Below are 13,632 nucleotides of genomic sequence, written 5' to 3' on the forward strand. Positions count from 1 at the left end.
GTTCGCCTAGCCCTCGAAGCAATGAGGCGGTTAACCGTAACCTTATTTCGCAATTCTGGTACCGCATGTTTCAAGGCTGGGGAAGCTTTTGGCGTGATGGTGTTACGGTGTCACCAGGTCAGCGCTCACTTGCGCTCACTTGCGCCGCAAGACTTCTCCCTGGCCAAGAGCGCGATGATTGGCTTGAGGAGAACCGAGCTTACCTCAGTGATATAGACGGTCGTCTACGTCGTCGCTGGTGGGTGGTTCGCCAAGTTCTGGCTATGCCTCGCTACGCATACACTGTCCGCACCGACGCCAAGAAGGAGTCGGCATGAGCAGTGACGAGGCTCCTTCTAAGCCTCCCGCGTCCCAACGCTCCTGGCGTGATCGCTTTCTTGATCCGGTGTCGCGCCAGGGCGCCCTGTTCTACTCCATCACGGGCGGCCTCATCGTGTGGCTTCTTGTCGACGTAATTCCGCACATTCGTGTAGCCATCAGCTGGCATCCGTAAGTGGTGCCCCTGAACCTGCGCAGGGGCACCACCGCGTGGGAGCTTTCAGTTCGCCTGCAGCTCCCGATACGCTTCGAACACCTTCTTCACCGCGTCAGTCACCGGCAGCTCCTCTTCGATTGGCGCCCACTGGAACTCGTCGTGCTCCTGCAGTACCACAGGCTCCGTCGCCTCGACCGCCACCACGAAGTTGAACTGCCTGCTCTTCTTCCCGCTCCCGGAGAGGTAGTCGAAGCTACCGAGGTACGCCGTGGCCACGGCGACTTGGAGTCCCGTTTCCTCCTCCACCTCGCGCACGAGCGCGGACTTCAGATCCTCGCCAGCCTCGACCTTGCCGCTCGGCAGTTCGAAGATGCCGCCCATAAAGTCGTCCGCGGGACGCTTGAGCAGCAGCACCTTGCCATCATCCTCAACCACGGCGCCCACCACGAGCTGCGCGACGCCATCGAGGTCGGCATCTTCCACGAGCTGATCAAGCAGCCCAGAGTCGATCATCTTCATCCCTTGAGGTCGTGGTGGTGTAGGGCCACCTTCTTGATGCCGTCCACGTAGGCACGCGCGAGCGGCACATCTTCCTCCCGGTGCCAGACCGGAAGCTTCAGGGTGTGCTGGTGAACCACCTCAGCCACCGGGAAGTCACCTGGCTGGTAGTGGATCGCCGCGAACTCCCGCTGTTGCGGGAACAGGGCTGCAGGGCACTGGAAAAGTGGTAGCTGGTTGAGGGGACAGGTTGAGCCTGGCCGGTCGACCTCCTTGAGTCCCTCAGCCAGCAGCGCCTGGTGGAAGCGCTCGACTGGAAGACCATCAAGTTCATCCGGAACGTAGGCGAGCGGCAAGCCGTACCAAGAGGCCTGGTGCTTGTTCGGCAGCTGCGGCACCGAGACGCCGGGAACCTCTCGCAGCTCGTCGCACATCAGCTTGGCGATCTCGGCGCGGCCGGCGAGGTACTCGTCGAGGTGCGCGAGCTGGTCGAGCGCAAAGGCGGCGGCAAGCGGGTGGATGCGGAACTTCAGCCCCATCCCGGTCACGGCGAAGCGGTGCAGTTCATGACCGCTCGGTATCTCGCTGCGGCACCGCTTGTTGTAGTGGCCGAACATCAGGGTCCGGTAGTACACCTCGTCATCGTTGGTGAGCACGAAGCCGCCCTCGCCTGCCGAGAGCGGCTTCGGCCCGTTCATCGAGAACGCGGCCGCACGACCGAAGCCGCCAACCTTCTGCCCATCGAGGCTCGCCCCGTGCGCGTGGGAGCCGTCCTCGAGTAGCACCAGGTGGTGTTCGTTGGCCAGTGCTCGCAGAGCAGGCACGTTGGCCGGGATGCCCCACATGTGCGTCGCCACGATGGCGACTGTGTTCGGCGTGATCTTCCGAGCCACCTCCGTCACGGAGATGTTGCCGGTCTCGTCGGAGTCAGCCAGCACGGGAATCGCGCCGAGGTGGAGCAGCGGCGTGGCGGTGGCGAAGAAGGTGTACGCGGGCACGATCACCTCGTCACCGGGCTCGATGATGCTGGCGGCGTAGGCCGCGTGCAGTGCTGCTGTGCCGGAGCTCATCGAGACGGCGTGCTTCACGCCGAAGTAGTCGGCCAGCGCGTCCTCCAGCTCCGCAACTACGCCGGAGCGGTCGTAGATGGAGATGTTCTCGCCGAGCTGCTCGACCACCGCCTTTTTGCTCTGCTCCGTGATCGGGGGCCAGCTGAAGTGCGGACCAGGCTGGCGGATGACCGGTTCTCCGCCAAGCAGTGCCAAGGGCGAGTTCACAGCAGCTCCTTCGGGTTGACGTGGGCCCGCGAGCGCGCGGACTCGTAACAGCTCTGGATGAAGGCCAGATGGGCGAGGTTTTCGCTGGGGCCGCTGACGTTCTCCCGCATGCCCTCGATGACCCGGCAGAAGTGGTTGATCTGGCTCACCGCGGCCGAGGGCCAGGCCTGCTCACGGCAGAGTGACTCCACCACGTCGCCACCGTTGGTCAGCCGGCGAATCCGGCCGCGTTCGAGATGGACGATGCCCTTGTTCCCGATCAGGCGGATCTCCTCGGCCTTCGGCCCGATGAAGCGCGAGAGCAGTAAGGAGCCGTACAGCCCGCTGTCGTAGCTGAAGTGGATGAGGGCGGTGTCTTCGGTGTCGTAACTGCGATCCAGCCGGGCCCTTGTAGAGATATCGGCCAGCAGCCGATCCGGCAGGCCGAAGTACCACAGCAACGTGTCGACCAGGTGGTAGCCCATGTCGATGATGCAACCGCCGCCTGCCTGCTCTGAGCGGCCGCGCCATCCTTCTGACGGGTCGGTGGTGTGCATCGTGTACGCCGCGTTCACCATCATCGGCGTGCCGATCTGGTCTGCCAGTTGCGGGAAGCTGGTGTAGATCGGGTTGAAGCGGCGCTGCAGCGTCACCATCAGGCGGATGTCAGCCTTCTTGCAGGCTTCCGCCAGCCGCTTGGCTTCATCGACCGAGGTGGCGAACGGCTTTTCCTTCAGCACGTGGATGCCGTGCCGTGCGGCCAGTTCGACGATGCGGCGTCCTTCGCTATGCGGCACGCACACCACGACGAGGTCGAGGAGCTCGGCCGCGAACATCGCTTCGGCGTCGGTGTAGCCCGGCACCTCCAGCCTCTGCTGCTGCTCCCGAAGAACCTCGCTGCTTGAGTCGCAGATCGCGACCAGTTCTGCGGCGTCCGAGCCGAGCAGGCCTGGAATGTGATCTTCACACGCCTGCTTGCCGAGCCCGACCACTCCGGCTCGAAGCTTGGCGGTTCGCTCGACTACTTGAAGCCCACGCGGGCGCGTGAGCGGCAGCTGTGCCAGTTCGGTCATAAGCTGCGACTCCCTCCTCTGTTAGATCAGTGCTGATCAACGCCGCACCTGCTCCTGAGGAGCTGGCACGGCGGTGGCTCAGGTTTGGTGTGGTTCCGTGGTCTTCAAGAACCCGACGAAGAAGGCTCCTCGTTGGAGTCGAGCGTCCTCAGTCCATTAAGGACGCGCTGGAGCAGCTGCTGGTCTTGCAGAGCAACGCTGGCGCAAACAGGTCCTTGAAGCCGCTCCCGCCGCGGGATGCCGGCCGGGGCGTTGAGCGCAGACCCTTCTTGCATCAGGGTGGTGCGCACGGCGCACCACATCACGCGGCGGCCTCGGCCTGGAAAGTCGTAGCCACCATCGTCGGCGGTGCTGGCCGGAAGTGAGCGTGGTGCTTCCGTGTGGGAGTCCCAGACCTCAACGACGACGGCTCGCGGAACCAGGCGCAGACGGAAGGCCAGGTAGTTCAGAACTTCCGGCTCACCGCTCTCGGCCAAGATGGCTTGCTGAACGAGTGCATCCGCGACGTCGCCAAGCTCCTTCTCACACGAGCGAGCAAGCTGCCACTTGTGGGCGGCGTATCCCACCAGGAGCCGAGCACACGTGATGGCGCTCGGCACGGCCACGAGCTCAAGTTCGTACACGCGAACCTCACCGCGGGGCTGAGGAAGATGCGGTACCACGGCAGCTTGCTTGGGAGCCTGTAGAAGAGTCATGGCCTGACTCCCGCGCCGAGCTCCGGAAACAGCACCAGGACGCGGGTGCCGTTCTTCGACTCCAGCAATTCCTTCATGGCGAGCTGCACGCCCTCGGCGTGCCCAAAGTGGTGGAGCGCTGGCACCAGAACATGAAGAGCCTCGCCGTCCGTCACTGCTGCGAGAAGCTCAGCAAAGGCCGTGGTGTGCTCGAAGTGCCTGTCCACCAGGAAACGCGTGATCACAAAGCCTTCGAGACTGGCGAACGCTGCCATCGTGCGGCGCAGCGCCTCGATGCGGATATCGGAGGTTCCCGGTCGCACGCGGATGTAGCCGAGCAGCGGCCGAGCTACTGGTGGGTGGCAGGATCGGCGATGGGCGTCGGGGGGTGCACAGCATCGCCGATCCTGCCGGTTCGCGGGGTGCATCGCTTAGAGCACCGCCAGGTTGTGGTGCGCCAACACCACTTGCTCACATGGCCAGCTCGTTCCGCACCCGACGCAGCGCTCCGCGTGGCTTAGATGCGTCTCGAACACTGCGATCGCAATTTCGCTGAGGTGATCGAGCGCGGGGAGTGGATCGAGGGCGCCGCTTGGCGTCACGGTGTTTTGCCTGGTCATGCCCTCTCCTGCCGCCGTTGCCGTCCGACCGGGTGTGGCCGTACTCTCACCAAACCGGTCGTAACGGGCCAAACACAGGGCGCAAGGATCGACGGTTTCCGGACATGAACCGGACGCCGGGGCGATGACCTGGCCAAATGGGAGGCCTGGCGCAAGGGGAGAGGGGCGATGGTGGACGAAAACCAAAGTCCGTTCGCCAGAAGGCGCGAGACGATGGGCTTCTCCCAGGAGGCCCTGGCCGAGCGCCTCGGCATCGACGTACGCACCGTGCGCCGTTGGGACACCGGCGATTTCGTCAAGGGGCCTCAACCGTGGATCCGAGCCAAGCTGGCTCGTTGTCTTCAGATCACACTTGAAGGACTCGATGAGCTGCTGACGGCTACCGTCAAGCACGAGGCGTCGGTGGTCGAGGGCGAACTCGTTTCGCCGGAGGTCACCACGGTGCCGCCTGGTGCAGTGATGCTTCCGGTTCTCGTTGACGGCAAGCCGGTTCTGTTGCCGGTCGATCCGAAGGCCCTTGCAGGAAGCGGGTTTCCCACCCTCGCTACGCCGAGCCGAGAGGATGCGATGAGCCAACTCAGCCGCCGTTCGCTGCTGCGCTTCAGCGTTCTTGCCTCTGCGCTTCCCGCGCTGGACGAACAAGCACACCACCACATCGCCGCGGCGATGGAAGATGCCCGCCGCTACCTCGACACCGATCTGGTGCAGCGACTGCGGGAGCAGCTGGCGAGTTGCAAGTCGAGCGATGGTGGTTCAGAAGCGAAGCGGACGCCGCCGCTCCCGATCGTGCTCGGCATCCTTGGAGCGATTGAGGAAGCGGCACGCGAAGTGCAGCCAGGTGTGCGCCACCAGCTGCTCTCGCTCGGGGCCGAGTGCGGAGAGTTCGCTGGCTGGTTGTACCGGGATGCCGGAGATCTCACCCGAGCCTTGTACTGGCATGACCGCGCGATCGAGTGGGCCCAGGTAGTTGGAGACACTGCCATGCAGGGCTACGTGCTGCTCAAGAAAGCGCAGCTCGCCTACGACGAGCGCGATCCGCACCGAATGCTCGACCTGACACAGGCCGTACGCGGTGGTGCATGGCGTCTACCGCTCAGGGTGCAAGCCGAGGCAGCACAACAAGAAGCGCGCGCCGAAGCCATGCTCGGCGCTTCGCTCGACTCAGTGGAGCGGAAGCTCGGTGAAGCTCGGCAGCTCCTGAGCGTCAGCCAGGCTGAAGACTGCTCGCTCGGTGCGCACTACAACGACACGCTGCTCACCATGCAGACAGCCGTCTGCCTCGCGGAAGCTGGGAAACCACGGCGGAGCGTCGACCTCTACAGCGAGGCGCTCACCGAGAACAGCTTCTCGCCGCGCGACTACGGCTTCTTCCTCTCCTGGATGTCCGCTTCCTTGGCGCTCGCCGGCGAACCGGATGAAGCCGCGAGGACGGGCATCGAGTCGGCGAAGCGCGCTAGCAACTCCAGTTCGCAGCGCACGCATCGGGAGTTGGAGCGGGTTGTCGAGGTGTTGGCGCCGTGGCAGAACCGCCCGGCAGTGAAGGAGCTTCATGGTGCAGTGCTGGCACCGTAAGTCGCGATGCATGTGTGGTCAGCTCACGCTCGCAGCCGATGATCGGAGGATGACGTGTCACGCGACTTGATCCGATCCGTGGGCATAGTCGGGTTCTTTCTCTGCGTGGCCGGGCTGATCATCTTCCTGAATCAGCCGTCCGCACCCCCCTTGAGCCCCTCTACCAGGCCGGGGATCTTGGTTCCGATCGAGTGCCCTGACGGGATGACAACTGACGAATGCAGGCAGCGTTACTCCCCTCGAATCGAAGTTCGACAGGGAGCGGACCCTGTCGCAGTGATCGTCGGCGCGGTTGGCTTGGGTCTCGTCGTCTCTGCGCTATGGGCATTGCGGCGACGGCAGAATCCGGCCGCGCCTGAACCGCCTGCTGCGAGCACTGACGCGGAGTAAGTGGCGTGCTACTTCTCAGCTGGCCATATCTGGATGAGCCACTGCTCCAGGCCTTCAGCGAAGCTGGCTGGTTCAGCCGCTTCAGCGGCCTGGATCTCGGCTTGGCCGCTTACGTAGGCCCGCACGTTGTATGTTCCAGCCGCAGGTAGGACAAGGGTTTCATCGCCCATGGCCGCGGTGATCGACCACAGCCGCAACTCTGTGCCGTCAGTCGAGAAGGTGGCGTCAGCGGTGGCGTCGAACGGCTCGTCACGAGCCGGTGGCTGAGTTGCCCACAGCTCAACTCGGATCGCAGGAGAATGGTCGCTCTCGGCGCTTTGGAACAGCACGCCACCGCGCCCACCGGCTAGCAACCAGTTGCCTCCTGGAGGTACCGGAACTTCGGCTGCGGCGTGCATGCGTGCCATGTCTTGTAGGCAAAACTGCCCGTACTCCACATCCACTGTGTCATCAACGGCCGAAAGAGGAGCAGACGGTGCGCCAGTCATATCTAGCAGTGTAGGCCTGCAGGCAAGCGTGAAGTTCTATCAAGTGCCTGTGTGGGTGATCGCGAAGGGCCGCACGACCACCCACACAGCGAGGGCGCTAAAAAGCAACCAGCCTTACGGCGTGATGATCACATAGAACGGGTCACCGTCGAGGATTCGGTCACGACTCATCCAAGCTCCGTAATACCGGCCCGCCGCGCCGTTGTGCTCTCTTGAGACAGGGCGGACAGCGTATCCCCAGATCGAGTCGGGCTTGACTGCGGCGGAGTTTTGGTAGGTGGTCGCAAATGGATACTCGTCGCATTCCATTTTAATGTTTGAGTTGGTCGGGTGCTTGGTGTAGTTGCTGGTGAAAAACTCCTTGCATGTGCGTTTGATCTTTCGGCGGGATGCTTTGATCAGCTTGCCGTCGTCGTAGTCCTTGTAGAGCCGGGTCAAGGGGGTTCCTTGGTATGCTCCAGGAACTGGCTTTCCCCCAGGAGGTGCGATCCGTGGACCTCCTGCCTGGGCGTCGCGAATAAACGATGCCGACTCGCCCATGTCAGCATGAGACGCACTCATCTGAAGAGATGATAGTGCGGCATGGAAAACGCACTTCCCGTTGACGTCGTACACGTAAGAGGCGGAATCGCAGCGCAAGGGGGTGCTTTTCAACGTGACTGAGTTTGGCGGCGCGCCTGTCGAAGCGCCGGTGAGAACGAAGCCGTAGGCGAAGTACCCGCGCAGTTCTGCCTTGTACTTGTCTTGTGGCACCGCGGTAGTGGACGTACGAACGGTAAAGCCAAACGGGAATCCGTTGTAAGTGGTTTTCCACTGCTGGACCGTGAAGCCGACACCCACTGCGGGCGTATGTGAGTCGGCAGAGCAAGTGCTGGTGCGCAGCGGGTCGGCATTGTTGCAGCCAAGGTTCAATGAAATGAGGCCTTCGTTGGAGCGTCCATCAAGATCCTTGAAGCGCATTCGAAAGCCGAACTCGATGTCCTGCGTCGCCGGTGTGCTCGTGGCGATCATGGTCACATCGAAATATGAAGTGCCGATCTGAACATAGACGCCATTGACTAGCTCCATGTGTCGAACGGCAACGACACTCGTTGAACACATATTGAACTTGTCCTTGAACCACCACCCGTTATCACCCGCCTGGCCTTCGCACTCCTCGTAGCCGATGGCCGAGGCAGGGAGGTATTCTCCAGTCTTCTCGTTGTATTGCTTGGGGTCGTTGACGATCACAAACCGCTTGTCGTAAGCCGGGTTATAGAGAGCTTCGCCCTTTGGTGCGCGTTCGACCAACTTGTCGAGTTCGGACTCAAGGGTCGTAGGCGGCTTATCTGAAGGCCCCATCGTAAGGGTGGCAGGAGCGTCGCCGGTTTGAACGCCGGTGGGCAGAACGGGTGCCTGAGGTTGAGCGGCTGACGCCGGTGCGGGTGATGCGGCAGCAACATCAGTGAGCACCACACTCGCGGCAAATGCGAGCATGAGCAGTGAGGTTCTAAGCTTTGAGCGTTTCATGTTCACCTTCGCAGGATGATGGCGATTTTGGCGGCCTCAGGTGACGATGTCGTAGTTTTGCCAATTTGAACTGAGGCGAACGCCGGGCTCTAGGGTGTTTTGACTGGCGCCTTGCTTAGGGGTTCGTACCTTGAAAACCCAGAGCTCGCCGTTGCGCTTGACAACCACGATGTCGTCGGTGCCATCACCGGTGACATCGGCTGCAGCCCCTAACCGTCGGTCGTATGCGAACACGTCCGGAGCGTTGTCGAACCGGCGCATCAACGTGCCCCACGGCCAAGTATTTTCGGAAACTTGGCCGTGACTGTTCGCGTAGTAGTTCAACTGGAGATCGCCAGTACCCATGACGCCAAAGTCGGGCATGTCTGAATACCAGTTCGTTAAGAACCAGAAGTCGGTGTTGCTGAGGCTGGGGCCTTGAGTGCGCGGTCCCGCCTGAATCTGAGGCCCGAAGGTGTTGACGCCATTCAACGAACGAGTGTTCGCCTGAAATTTTAGTCCTGCGCTCTTGCTTAACCAAAGGAGATCGTCGTAGCCATCGTTATCCGCGTCGGTAGGCCACAAGCGGTAGGCTTCCTGGTATCCACTGCCGACCTGATACGGCCCGGTCCACGTAGCGGCCCCGTTGAAAGTGCCGGTATGGGGGTACAGCCACAGCGTGCCGTCGGGCTTTCGGCCAATAATGTCGCCGAGATAGCTTTCCTTCTCGGCTTCTTCGGTTCCATCCTTCGCAGGTGAGTCGACGAAGTTGCCGATGCCGATCCAGTTGAAGATGTTCCACCCTGTGCCGGTGACGAGTGGAGGCAGATACGTGGAGGTACCGCTGAAGGCGCCCGAATGGACGTGGACAGAAAGCTCGCCATTTGTTGCGTTGCGGGTCACCAGGTCTGGCCAGTTGTCTCCGGTCACATCGTAGGCGTGAGCGGCAGACAAGAAGGATCCGCTGTCAAATGCCCCCATTGCTTCGCCAGCGGGTTGAGGTATGGGAGCGGCCGATGAACTCGGCGCAAAAATGACCATGCTGGACGCAAATAGGAAGACCGCTGCGACCTTCTGGTACCGCCGTGCGGTCGATGATCTCAATCTCATGTTTTCCCCAATGAGTGCGATTGCAAAGCGCAGGCGCAACTGGGATTCGATCGACGAATGGAATGTGAACACGCACGCGTGTGCGACGGCGAGATTGGCGATACTAAAATATTGATGGCCTGCTCGCGCGCAGCTGTGATGGTTATGTGAGCTGCACTTGTCGACTAGCCGCTACTGGTTTCGAGCCTACTGAGTGCGTCGGTTCCCAGTGCGCATACGTGAACCATCGTGCCCCCTCCATCGGCGTACCCTCCCCAAGGCGCCGCCGATGAACGTAGCGGCATTGAGCGGACTTATGTGAGGTGGATTCAGCAATCACCTGATTAGCCGCAAAGAGGGCAAGCTGGCGGTCACCGGTCGCGTGGCTTGATCTCTAGAACACTGGGCTGTTCGTGCTCAGCTGCGTCCAACGGGTACCCGCTGATTGCTCGCTGTCACAGCGGTATCGCAGTTCGCTATGTGTCGATGTTTGCCGGCGGGCGGGCTCAGGGTCGGCGAAGCGCACCAGCTCGCACCGCGAGCTGGTGCGCGGTGTCGAGGTGCAGGTCCCGCGCACAACGCACGGCAGTGAAAGAACTTCAGGCCGTTGTCTAGGTCGATCTGGCGCTGATGTTGTCCCGGTTCAGAGCTGAAGTTTGCGGTTCTCGCTGGTAGACGACCTAAGTTTCCTCTTGCGTTGGTTCGCGGTCAGCAGCTCGCAGCCAAGCGGCTCCAGCCTGGCGGCGTGACGAACTCAGCCGAGGAACCGAAGAAGCTCTTCTTCACGGTCGCCGAGGCGGCCAGGGTGCTACGCGTCGACCAGGCCACCATCTACCGCTCGATCCGCGAGGACGCCTTCCCTGCGGTCCGGCTCCGCACGCGCTACGTGGTTCCAGCCGCCGCGATCGAGCAGATGATCGCTCGCGTCATGGAGTCCGGTGGTGTGGTGGATATTGCGGAGATGACAAGGCAGCGCCGGGAGGAGAAGGAGTTCGAGCGGCAGCAGCATCGAGGCAAGGCGTGGTAGAGCGCGCGCCTCGACGCGCCAATGAACGCATGAGGATTCATGCGGTGCAGAGGTATCCGCGTGATCCTCGCCCTGATCAACAGGGAGCGACTGGGGCCACCCACCTGCGACCACTTCAATCGGTCGGGCGAAGACGTTGCACTGCCGCGCGAGCGGTTCTCAAGTCGATCATCAGCTCGTTCTCGATCGCGCGTGCAAGCGCATCATCGTCGAGATCGTCCGGAAACTCTTGGGACACAACGGGTTTCGAGGTGTGCTTGTGTTTGACCCTGATCTTTCGGTCGGTTGTGAAGTGCTCGAACGTCCGCTCTCCGGAGGATGGTAGGACACCAGGCCTGGTGAGGTACACGGCGTGACCGTCGTCCTGATTGTGTTCGACTTCCCATCTGTCCTCGCGGCTCATGATCACCAACTCCTGCGACGGGAGCCAAGCCTACAACCAGCCAAAACGCCTCTACCAGTGCGTTCACTCCAGTGCGTACTTTCAGGACCCTGGCTTGCGGGTCAAGAAAGTGATCGATAGCGCGTTCCAGATAATGATTAGCTGAGCCAGTTTCGAACCGCCTCGATCACCTGGGCCTGCCACTTCTGGCTCTGAGGGTGGGCGTACTCCGGATCGTCGTGGACGGCGAACCCGTGCTGGGAGCCTTCGAGCTCCAGCAGCTGGTGCTTGCACGTGAGTTGGCCGTTGGCCTCGCGGGACGAATCCACCGGGATGAAGGTGTCCTCGGTGCCGTGCACGATCAAGGTAGGTGCCGCGATCTCGCCGAGCACCGTCCTCGGCTGCAACCAGAACACCTCGTTCAGGATCGGCCTGCCGAGCTTGAAGGTCGGTGAGTGGCCGAGGTAGCCCTGCTCAAGGAGCTGCTCGGCGCCTCGGTCGTTGATGTAGCCGTTCTCCCACGCCTTCTTCTCGTCAACGAAGCGCTTCTTGTAGTCGATGAGCGGGTTGAAGAGCACCAGGCGGCTGATCGCCTCCGGCCGCTTCGCTGCGTAGTACGCCGCCGTACCGCCGGAGAAGCTGGCAGCGACGATCGACGGCGGCTGCACGTTCGCGAACTCGTTCAGGTGGTCGAGCCCAGAGTCGATCGCATTCAGTACCGCAGAGAGTGACAGGTCTTCCTGGCGTCCTTCGCTCTCGCCGTGGCCGGGAAGGTCGAATCGCAGCGAGGCGATGCCGGCCTCGGCGAGACCGCTGGCCAGTCGCGTGAAGAAGCCGCCCTCTTCGCGGGTGACTCCTGCACCGTGAACCAACAGCACCGCGTGCCGCGGCGAGCCATCAGGTGCATCGAACGTTCCCGCGAGCTTCAAGCCGTCATGCGTGCGCACGGTGGTGCTGATGCTGCGGGTGCTCATCCCAGGCTCCTTGAGGTCGAAGGTGACCTCTTCATGATTCCCACCCGCGGCCCTGCCTAGCTACCTGGTGAGGCATGAAGAACACCAAGCACCAAACTGCGCGCTCCAGAGTTTGCGCAGTTCAAGCATGGTGGTGTCCGGTTCCTGCCCTTGAACTGTCCGGTCTTCAAGGCCCAGGTTGCCGGATGGGTCCAGTGACATGGTCTGCGGTACGAAGCGTGTTGCTTGGTGGAAGACCAAGCTGGCAAGCAGTGGCCCGACGGCGGCGGAGCTGTAGCGATTTCAGTTTGTCATGTATCTGGCATTGAAATCTCGGCCACCGAACACTCGGTAATCGCGGCAACGTACCCGAACGTACCATCCCATCCGAGCAGGGCTCGACTTACGCTCATTGGTCAAACGCACGCACGAGCGGCGAGGTGGAGGAGTGTTCAAGCACGCCACGAGGGGAGAGCACAGTGTTCAAGAGCTTCCTTGAGTGGCTTGACGAATATCTACAGCGTGAGGACTCGACGGCGGTTGTTAGAGCAGTCGTTGGCCTTATGGGATTCGCCGGCCTACTCGGCACCGTGTTGGGAAGTTCGGTCGTTCGCGGTGGCGGTTTCGTTGCGATCTCCTTGTTTGTTATCTCGGTAATTCTCTTGCTGCTTGCTGACCGGAGGAAACTTAAGAAGAAATATGACTCGCACCGCAAGTTCCTTCGACGCTACTGTGACTTTATCGCCGAGCATCACAGCCGCCCTCTCATCCGCATCACGCTGTGGAAGCAGGTTGCGTTCATTCAAGCGAATGGTGATGTGCGAGAGATACTGCGGATAAACGCCGTTGCGGAGAGGCGCGAAGTGTACTTCCTTCGGTTCCGCGCAGGCGGTGGCGAGGCGGAGCTGTCCAAACGTCAGCAGCGTAGGGTGAAGGTCAACGCCCGTGCCATTACAGTGAACGGCCAACGCGGGCCACGGTGGGAAGTGACGCGGTCTTGGCTCCCGGATGGCCGCTTGAACTCAATTGTTCACTTCCATGAGCCAGTGCGTAGAGGCGGGAAGATAGACATCGAGATTGAGCGATTCTGGCCGGGTAAGTGCGCACCTCTAATGCGTGAAGGTGCCACTGAGCCGTTTACGTTCCGATTCACCGGGCTCATGCCTGCGGATGCCATTGAGCACACAGTTGTGCTTCCTCTAGGCTTTAGTGCCTACTACGACACAGTAGGCTTCGTTGAGCCCGATCCAAGATTTTCGGTGACCGTAGGAGAAGACGACGAAAGTCGTCGAACATTTACCTTCCGCGGTCAGATACTTGTGCCTAAGAAGGACTTCGGGATGCGCCTCGATGTGACGAAGCCCGCATCCCGATGACCCGGGATGCGGGCTTACTTGCTGTCGACTTCTAGTCGTCGCCTTCGGTGCTGCCACCCATTGTGGTGTTTCTCCTATTTAGGGTTGCCACTTCAAGAATACAACCATCGCACGCATGGGTAAATGGGTGTAATCCTGTGTGGCAACGGTATGTAGTTGGTCGTGCGCTAGAACGTCGAACCGACGGGCGCTGCTAGCTCCCTGATCGATCCGTCATGGCGCGCACCTTATGCCACGTGATGGCGATCGCACTGCGCGGCTCGCGGTCCAT

General features: G+C 61.5%; 14 protein-coding genes. 4 read left to right on the forward strand and 10 right to left on the reverse strand.

Features of this window, described 5'->3' with window-relative positions; translation table 11 throughout:
* Positions 1-313 precede the first annotated feature (313 nt).
* Positions 314-493 carry a hypothetical protein gene (locus tag AOM45_RS50515; protein ID WP_156094017.1) on the forward strand — a complete coding sequence of 60 codons (180 nt, stop codon included), beginning with the start codon at positions 314-316 and terminating at the stop codon, positions 491-493.
* Between the two features lie 45 nt (positions 494-538).
* Here AOM45_RS50515 and AOM45_RS03565 read toward each other — a convergent pair whose 3' ends face one another.
* From AOM45_RS03565 to AOM45_RS03585, 5 genes are all read right to left on the reverse strand, one after another.
* Positions 539-988, reverse strand: coding sequence for an NUDIX domain-containing protein (locus tag AOM45_RS03565; RefSeq protein ID WP_030469424.1), 450 nt, complete (start codon positions 986-988; stop codon positions 539-541).
* Positions 989-990: 2 nt separating this feature from the next.
* Entirely contained in the window at positions 991-2,250 is a 1,260-nt protein-coding gene (locus tag AOM45_RS03570; RefSeq protein ID WP_030469423.1) for a DegT/DnrJ/EryC1/StrS family aminotransferase, read from the reverse strand.
* The gene (locus tag AOM45_RS03575; RefSeq protein ID WP_035911355.1) at positions 2,247-3,302 is read right to left on the reverse strand and encodes a Gfo/Idh/MocA family protein; all 1,056 of its coding nucleotides are present in this window, start codon (positions 3,300-3,302) and stop codon (positions 2,247-2,249) included. The genes AOM45_RS03570 and AOM45_RS03575 overlap by 4 nt, the downstream gene beginning before the upstream one ends.
* 104 nt (positions 3,303-3,406) lie before the next feature.
* Positions 3,407-3,925, reverse strand: a complete 519-nt coding sequence (locus AOM45_RS50520) for a hypothetical protein (protein WP_156094015.1) — start codon at positions 3,923-3,925, stop codon at positions 3,407-3,409.
* A 68-nt stretch (positions 3,926-3,993) separates the two neighbouring features.
* Positions 3,994-4,299, reverse strand: coding sequence for a hypothetical protein (locus AOM45_RS03585; protein ID WP_156094013.1), 306 nt, complete (start codon positions 4,297-4,299; stop codon positions 3,994-3,996).
* Between the two features lie 465 nt (positions 4,300-4,764).
* On the opposite strand from AOM45_RS03585, the gene AOM45_RS03595 reads away from it, so the two are divergent.
* The gene (locus tag AOM45_RS03595) at positions 4,765-6,168 is read left to right on the forward strand and encodes a helix-turn-helix domain-containing protein (protein ID WP_030469418.1); all 1,404 of its coding nucleotides are present in this window, start codon (positions 4,765-4,767) and stop codon (positions 6,166-6,168) included.
* A gap of 398 nt (positions 6,169-6,566) precedes the next feature.
* On the opposite strand, the gene AOM45_RS03600 is transcribed toward AOM45_RS03595, so the two are convergent.
* From AOM45_RS03600 to AOM45_RS03610, 3 genes are all read right to left on the reverse strand, one after another.
* Positions 6,567-7,046, reverse strand: a complete 480-nt coding sequence (locus AOM45_RS03600; RefSeq protein ID WP_156094011.1) for a hypothetical protein — start codon at positions 7,044-7,046, stop codon at positions 6,567-6,569.
* Between the two features lie 114 nt (positions 7,047-7,160).
* Positions 7,161-8,555, reverse strand: a complete 1,395-nt coding sequence (locus AOM45_RS49125; protein WP_081902325.1) for a NucA/NucB deoxyribonuclease domain-containing protein — start codon at positions 8,553-8,555, stop codon at positions 7,161-7,163.
* A gap of 36 nt (positions 8,556-8,591) precedes the next feature.
* Positions 8,592-9,716, reverse strand: a complete 1,125-nt coding sequence (locus AOM45_RS03610) for a hypothetical protein (protein ID WP_156094008.1) — start codon at positions 9,714-9,716, stop codon at positions 8,592-8,594.
* A gap of 652 nt (positions 9,717-10,368) precedes the next feature.
* Here AOM45_RS03610 and AOM45_RS03615 point away from each other — a divergent pair.
* Complete coding sequence (locus AOM45_RS03615; RefSeq protein ID WP_030469414.1) at positions 10,369-10,650, forward strand: helix-turn-helix domain-containing protein; 282 nt, start codon at positions 10,369-10,371, stop codon at positions 10,648-10,650.
* A 115-nt stretch (positions 10,651-10,765) separates the two neighbouring features.
* Here the strand turns inward: AOM45_RS03615 and AOM45_RS03620 are convergent, their stop codons facing one another.
* Entirely contained in the window at positions 10,766-11,053 is a 288-nt protein-coding gene (locus AOM45_RS03620) for a hypothetical protein (protein WP_059362189.1), read from the reverse strand.
* Positions 11,054-11,190: 137 nt separating this feature from the next.
* Positions 11,191-12,006: an alpha/beta hydrolase gene (locus AOM45_RS03625; protein WP_030469412.1), complete on the reverse strand. Its 816-nt coding sequence runs from the start codon at positions 12,004-12,006 to the stop codon at positions 11,191-11,193.
* 458 nt (positions 12,007-12,464) lie between these two features.
* Here AOM45_RS03625 and AOM45_RS50525 point away from each other — a divergent pair, with 458 nt between their 5' ends.
* A complete protein-coding gene (locus tag AOM45_RS50525) occupies positions 12,465-13,361 on the forward strand; it encodes a hypothetical protein (RefSeq protein ID WP_156094006.1) in 897 nt (298 codons plus the stop codon).
* The last annotated feature ends 271 nt before the right edge of the window (positions 13,362-13,632 follow it).

Origin of the sequence: Lentzea aerocolonigenes (assembly GCF_000974445.1) — a bacterium.
Lineage (GTDB): Bacteria > Actinomycetota > Actinomycetes > Mycobacteriales > Pseudonocardiaceae > Lentzea > Lentzea aerocolonigenes.

Bases quoted from the DNA above. Each gene is read 5' to 3' on its own strand.
- AOM45_RS03575 (WP_035911355.1), bottom strand. From the start codon at position 3,302: ATGACCGAACTGGCACAGCTGCCGCTCACGCGCCCGCGTGGGCTTCAA.
- AOM45_RS03625 (WP_030469412.1), bottom strand. From the start codon at position 12,006: ATGAGCACCCGCAGCATCAGCACCACCGTGCGCACGCATGACGGCTTG.
- AOM45_RS03595 (WP_030469418.1), top strand. From the start codon at position 4,765: ATGGTGGACGAAAACCAAAGTCCGTTCGCCAGAAGGCGCGAGACGATG.
- AOM45_RS03600 (WP_156094011.1), bottom strand. From the start codon at position 7,046: ATGACTGGCGCACCGTCTGCTCCTCTTTCGGCCGTTGATGACACAGTG.
- AOM45_RS03620 (WP_059362189.1), bottom strand. From the start codon at position 11,053: ATGAGCCGCGAGGACAGATGGGAAGTCGAACACAATCAGGACGACGGT.
- AOM45_RS50515 (WP_156094017.1), top strand. From the start codon at position 314: ATGAGCAGTGACGAGGCTCCTTCTAAGCCTCCCGCGTCCCAACGCTCC.
- AOM45_RS49125 (WP_081902325.1), bottom strand. From the start codon at position 8,555: ATGAAACGCTCAAAGCTTAGAACCTCACTGCTCATGCTCGCATTTGCC.
- AOM45_RS03565 (WP_030469424.1), bottom strand. From the start codon at position 988: ATGATCGACTCTGGGCTGCTTGATCAGCTCGTGGAAGATGCCGACCTC.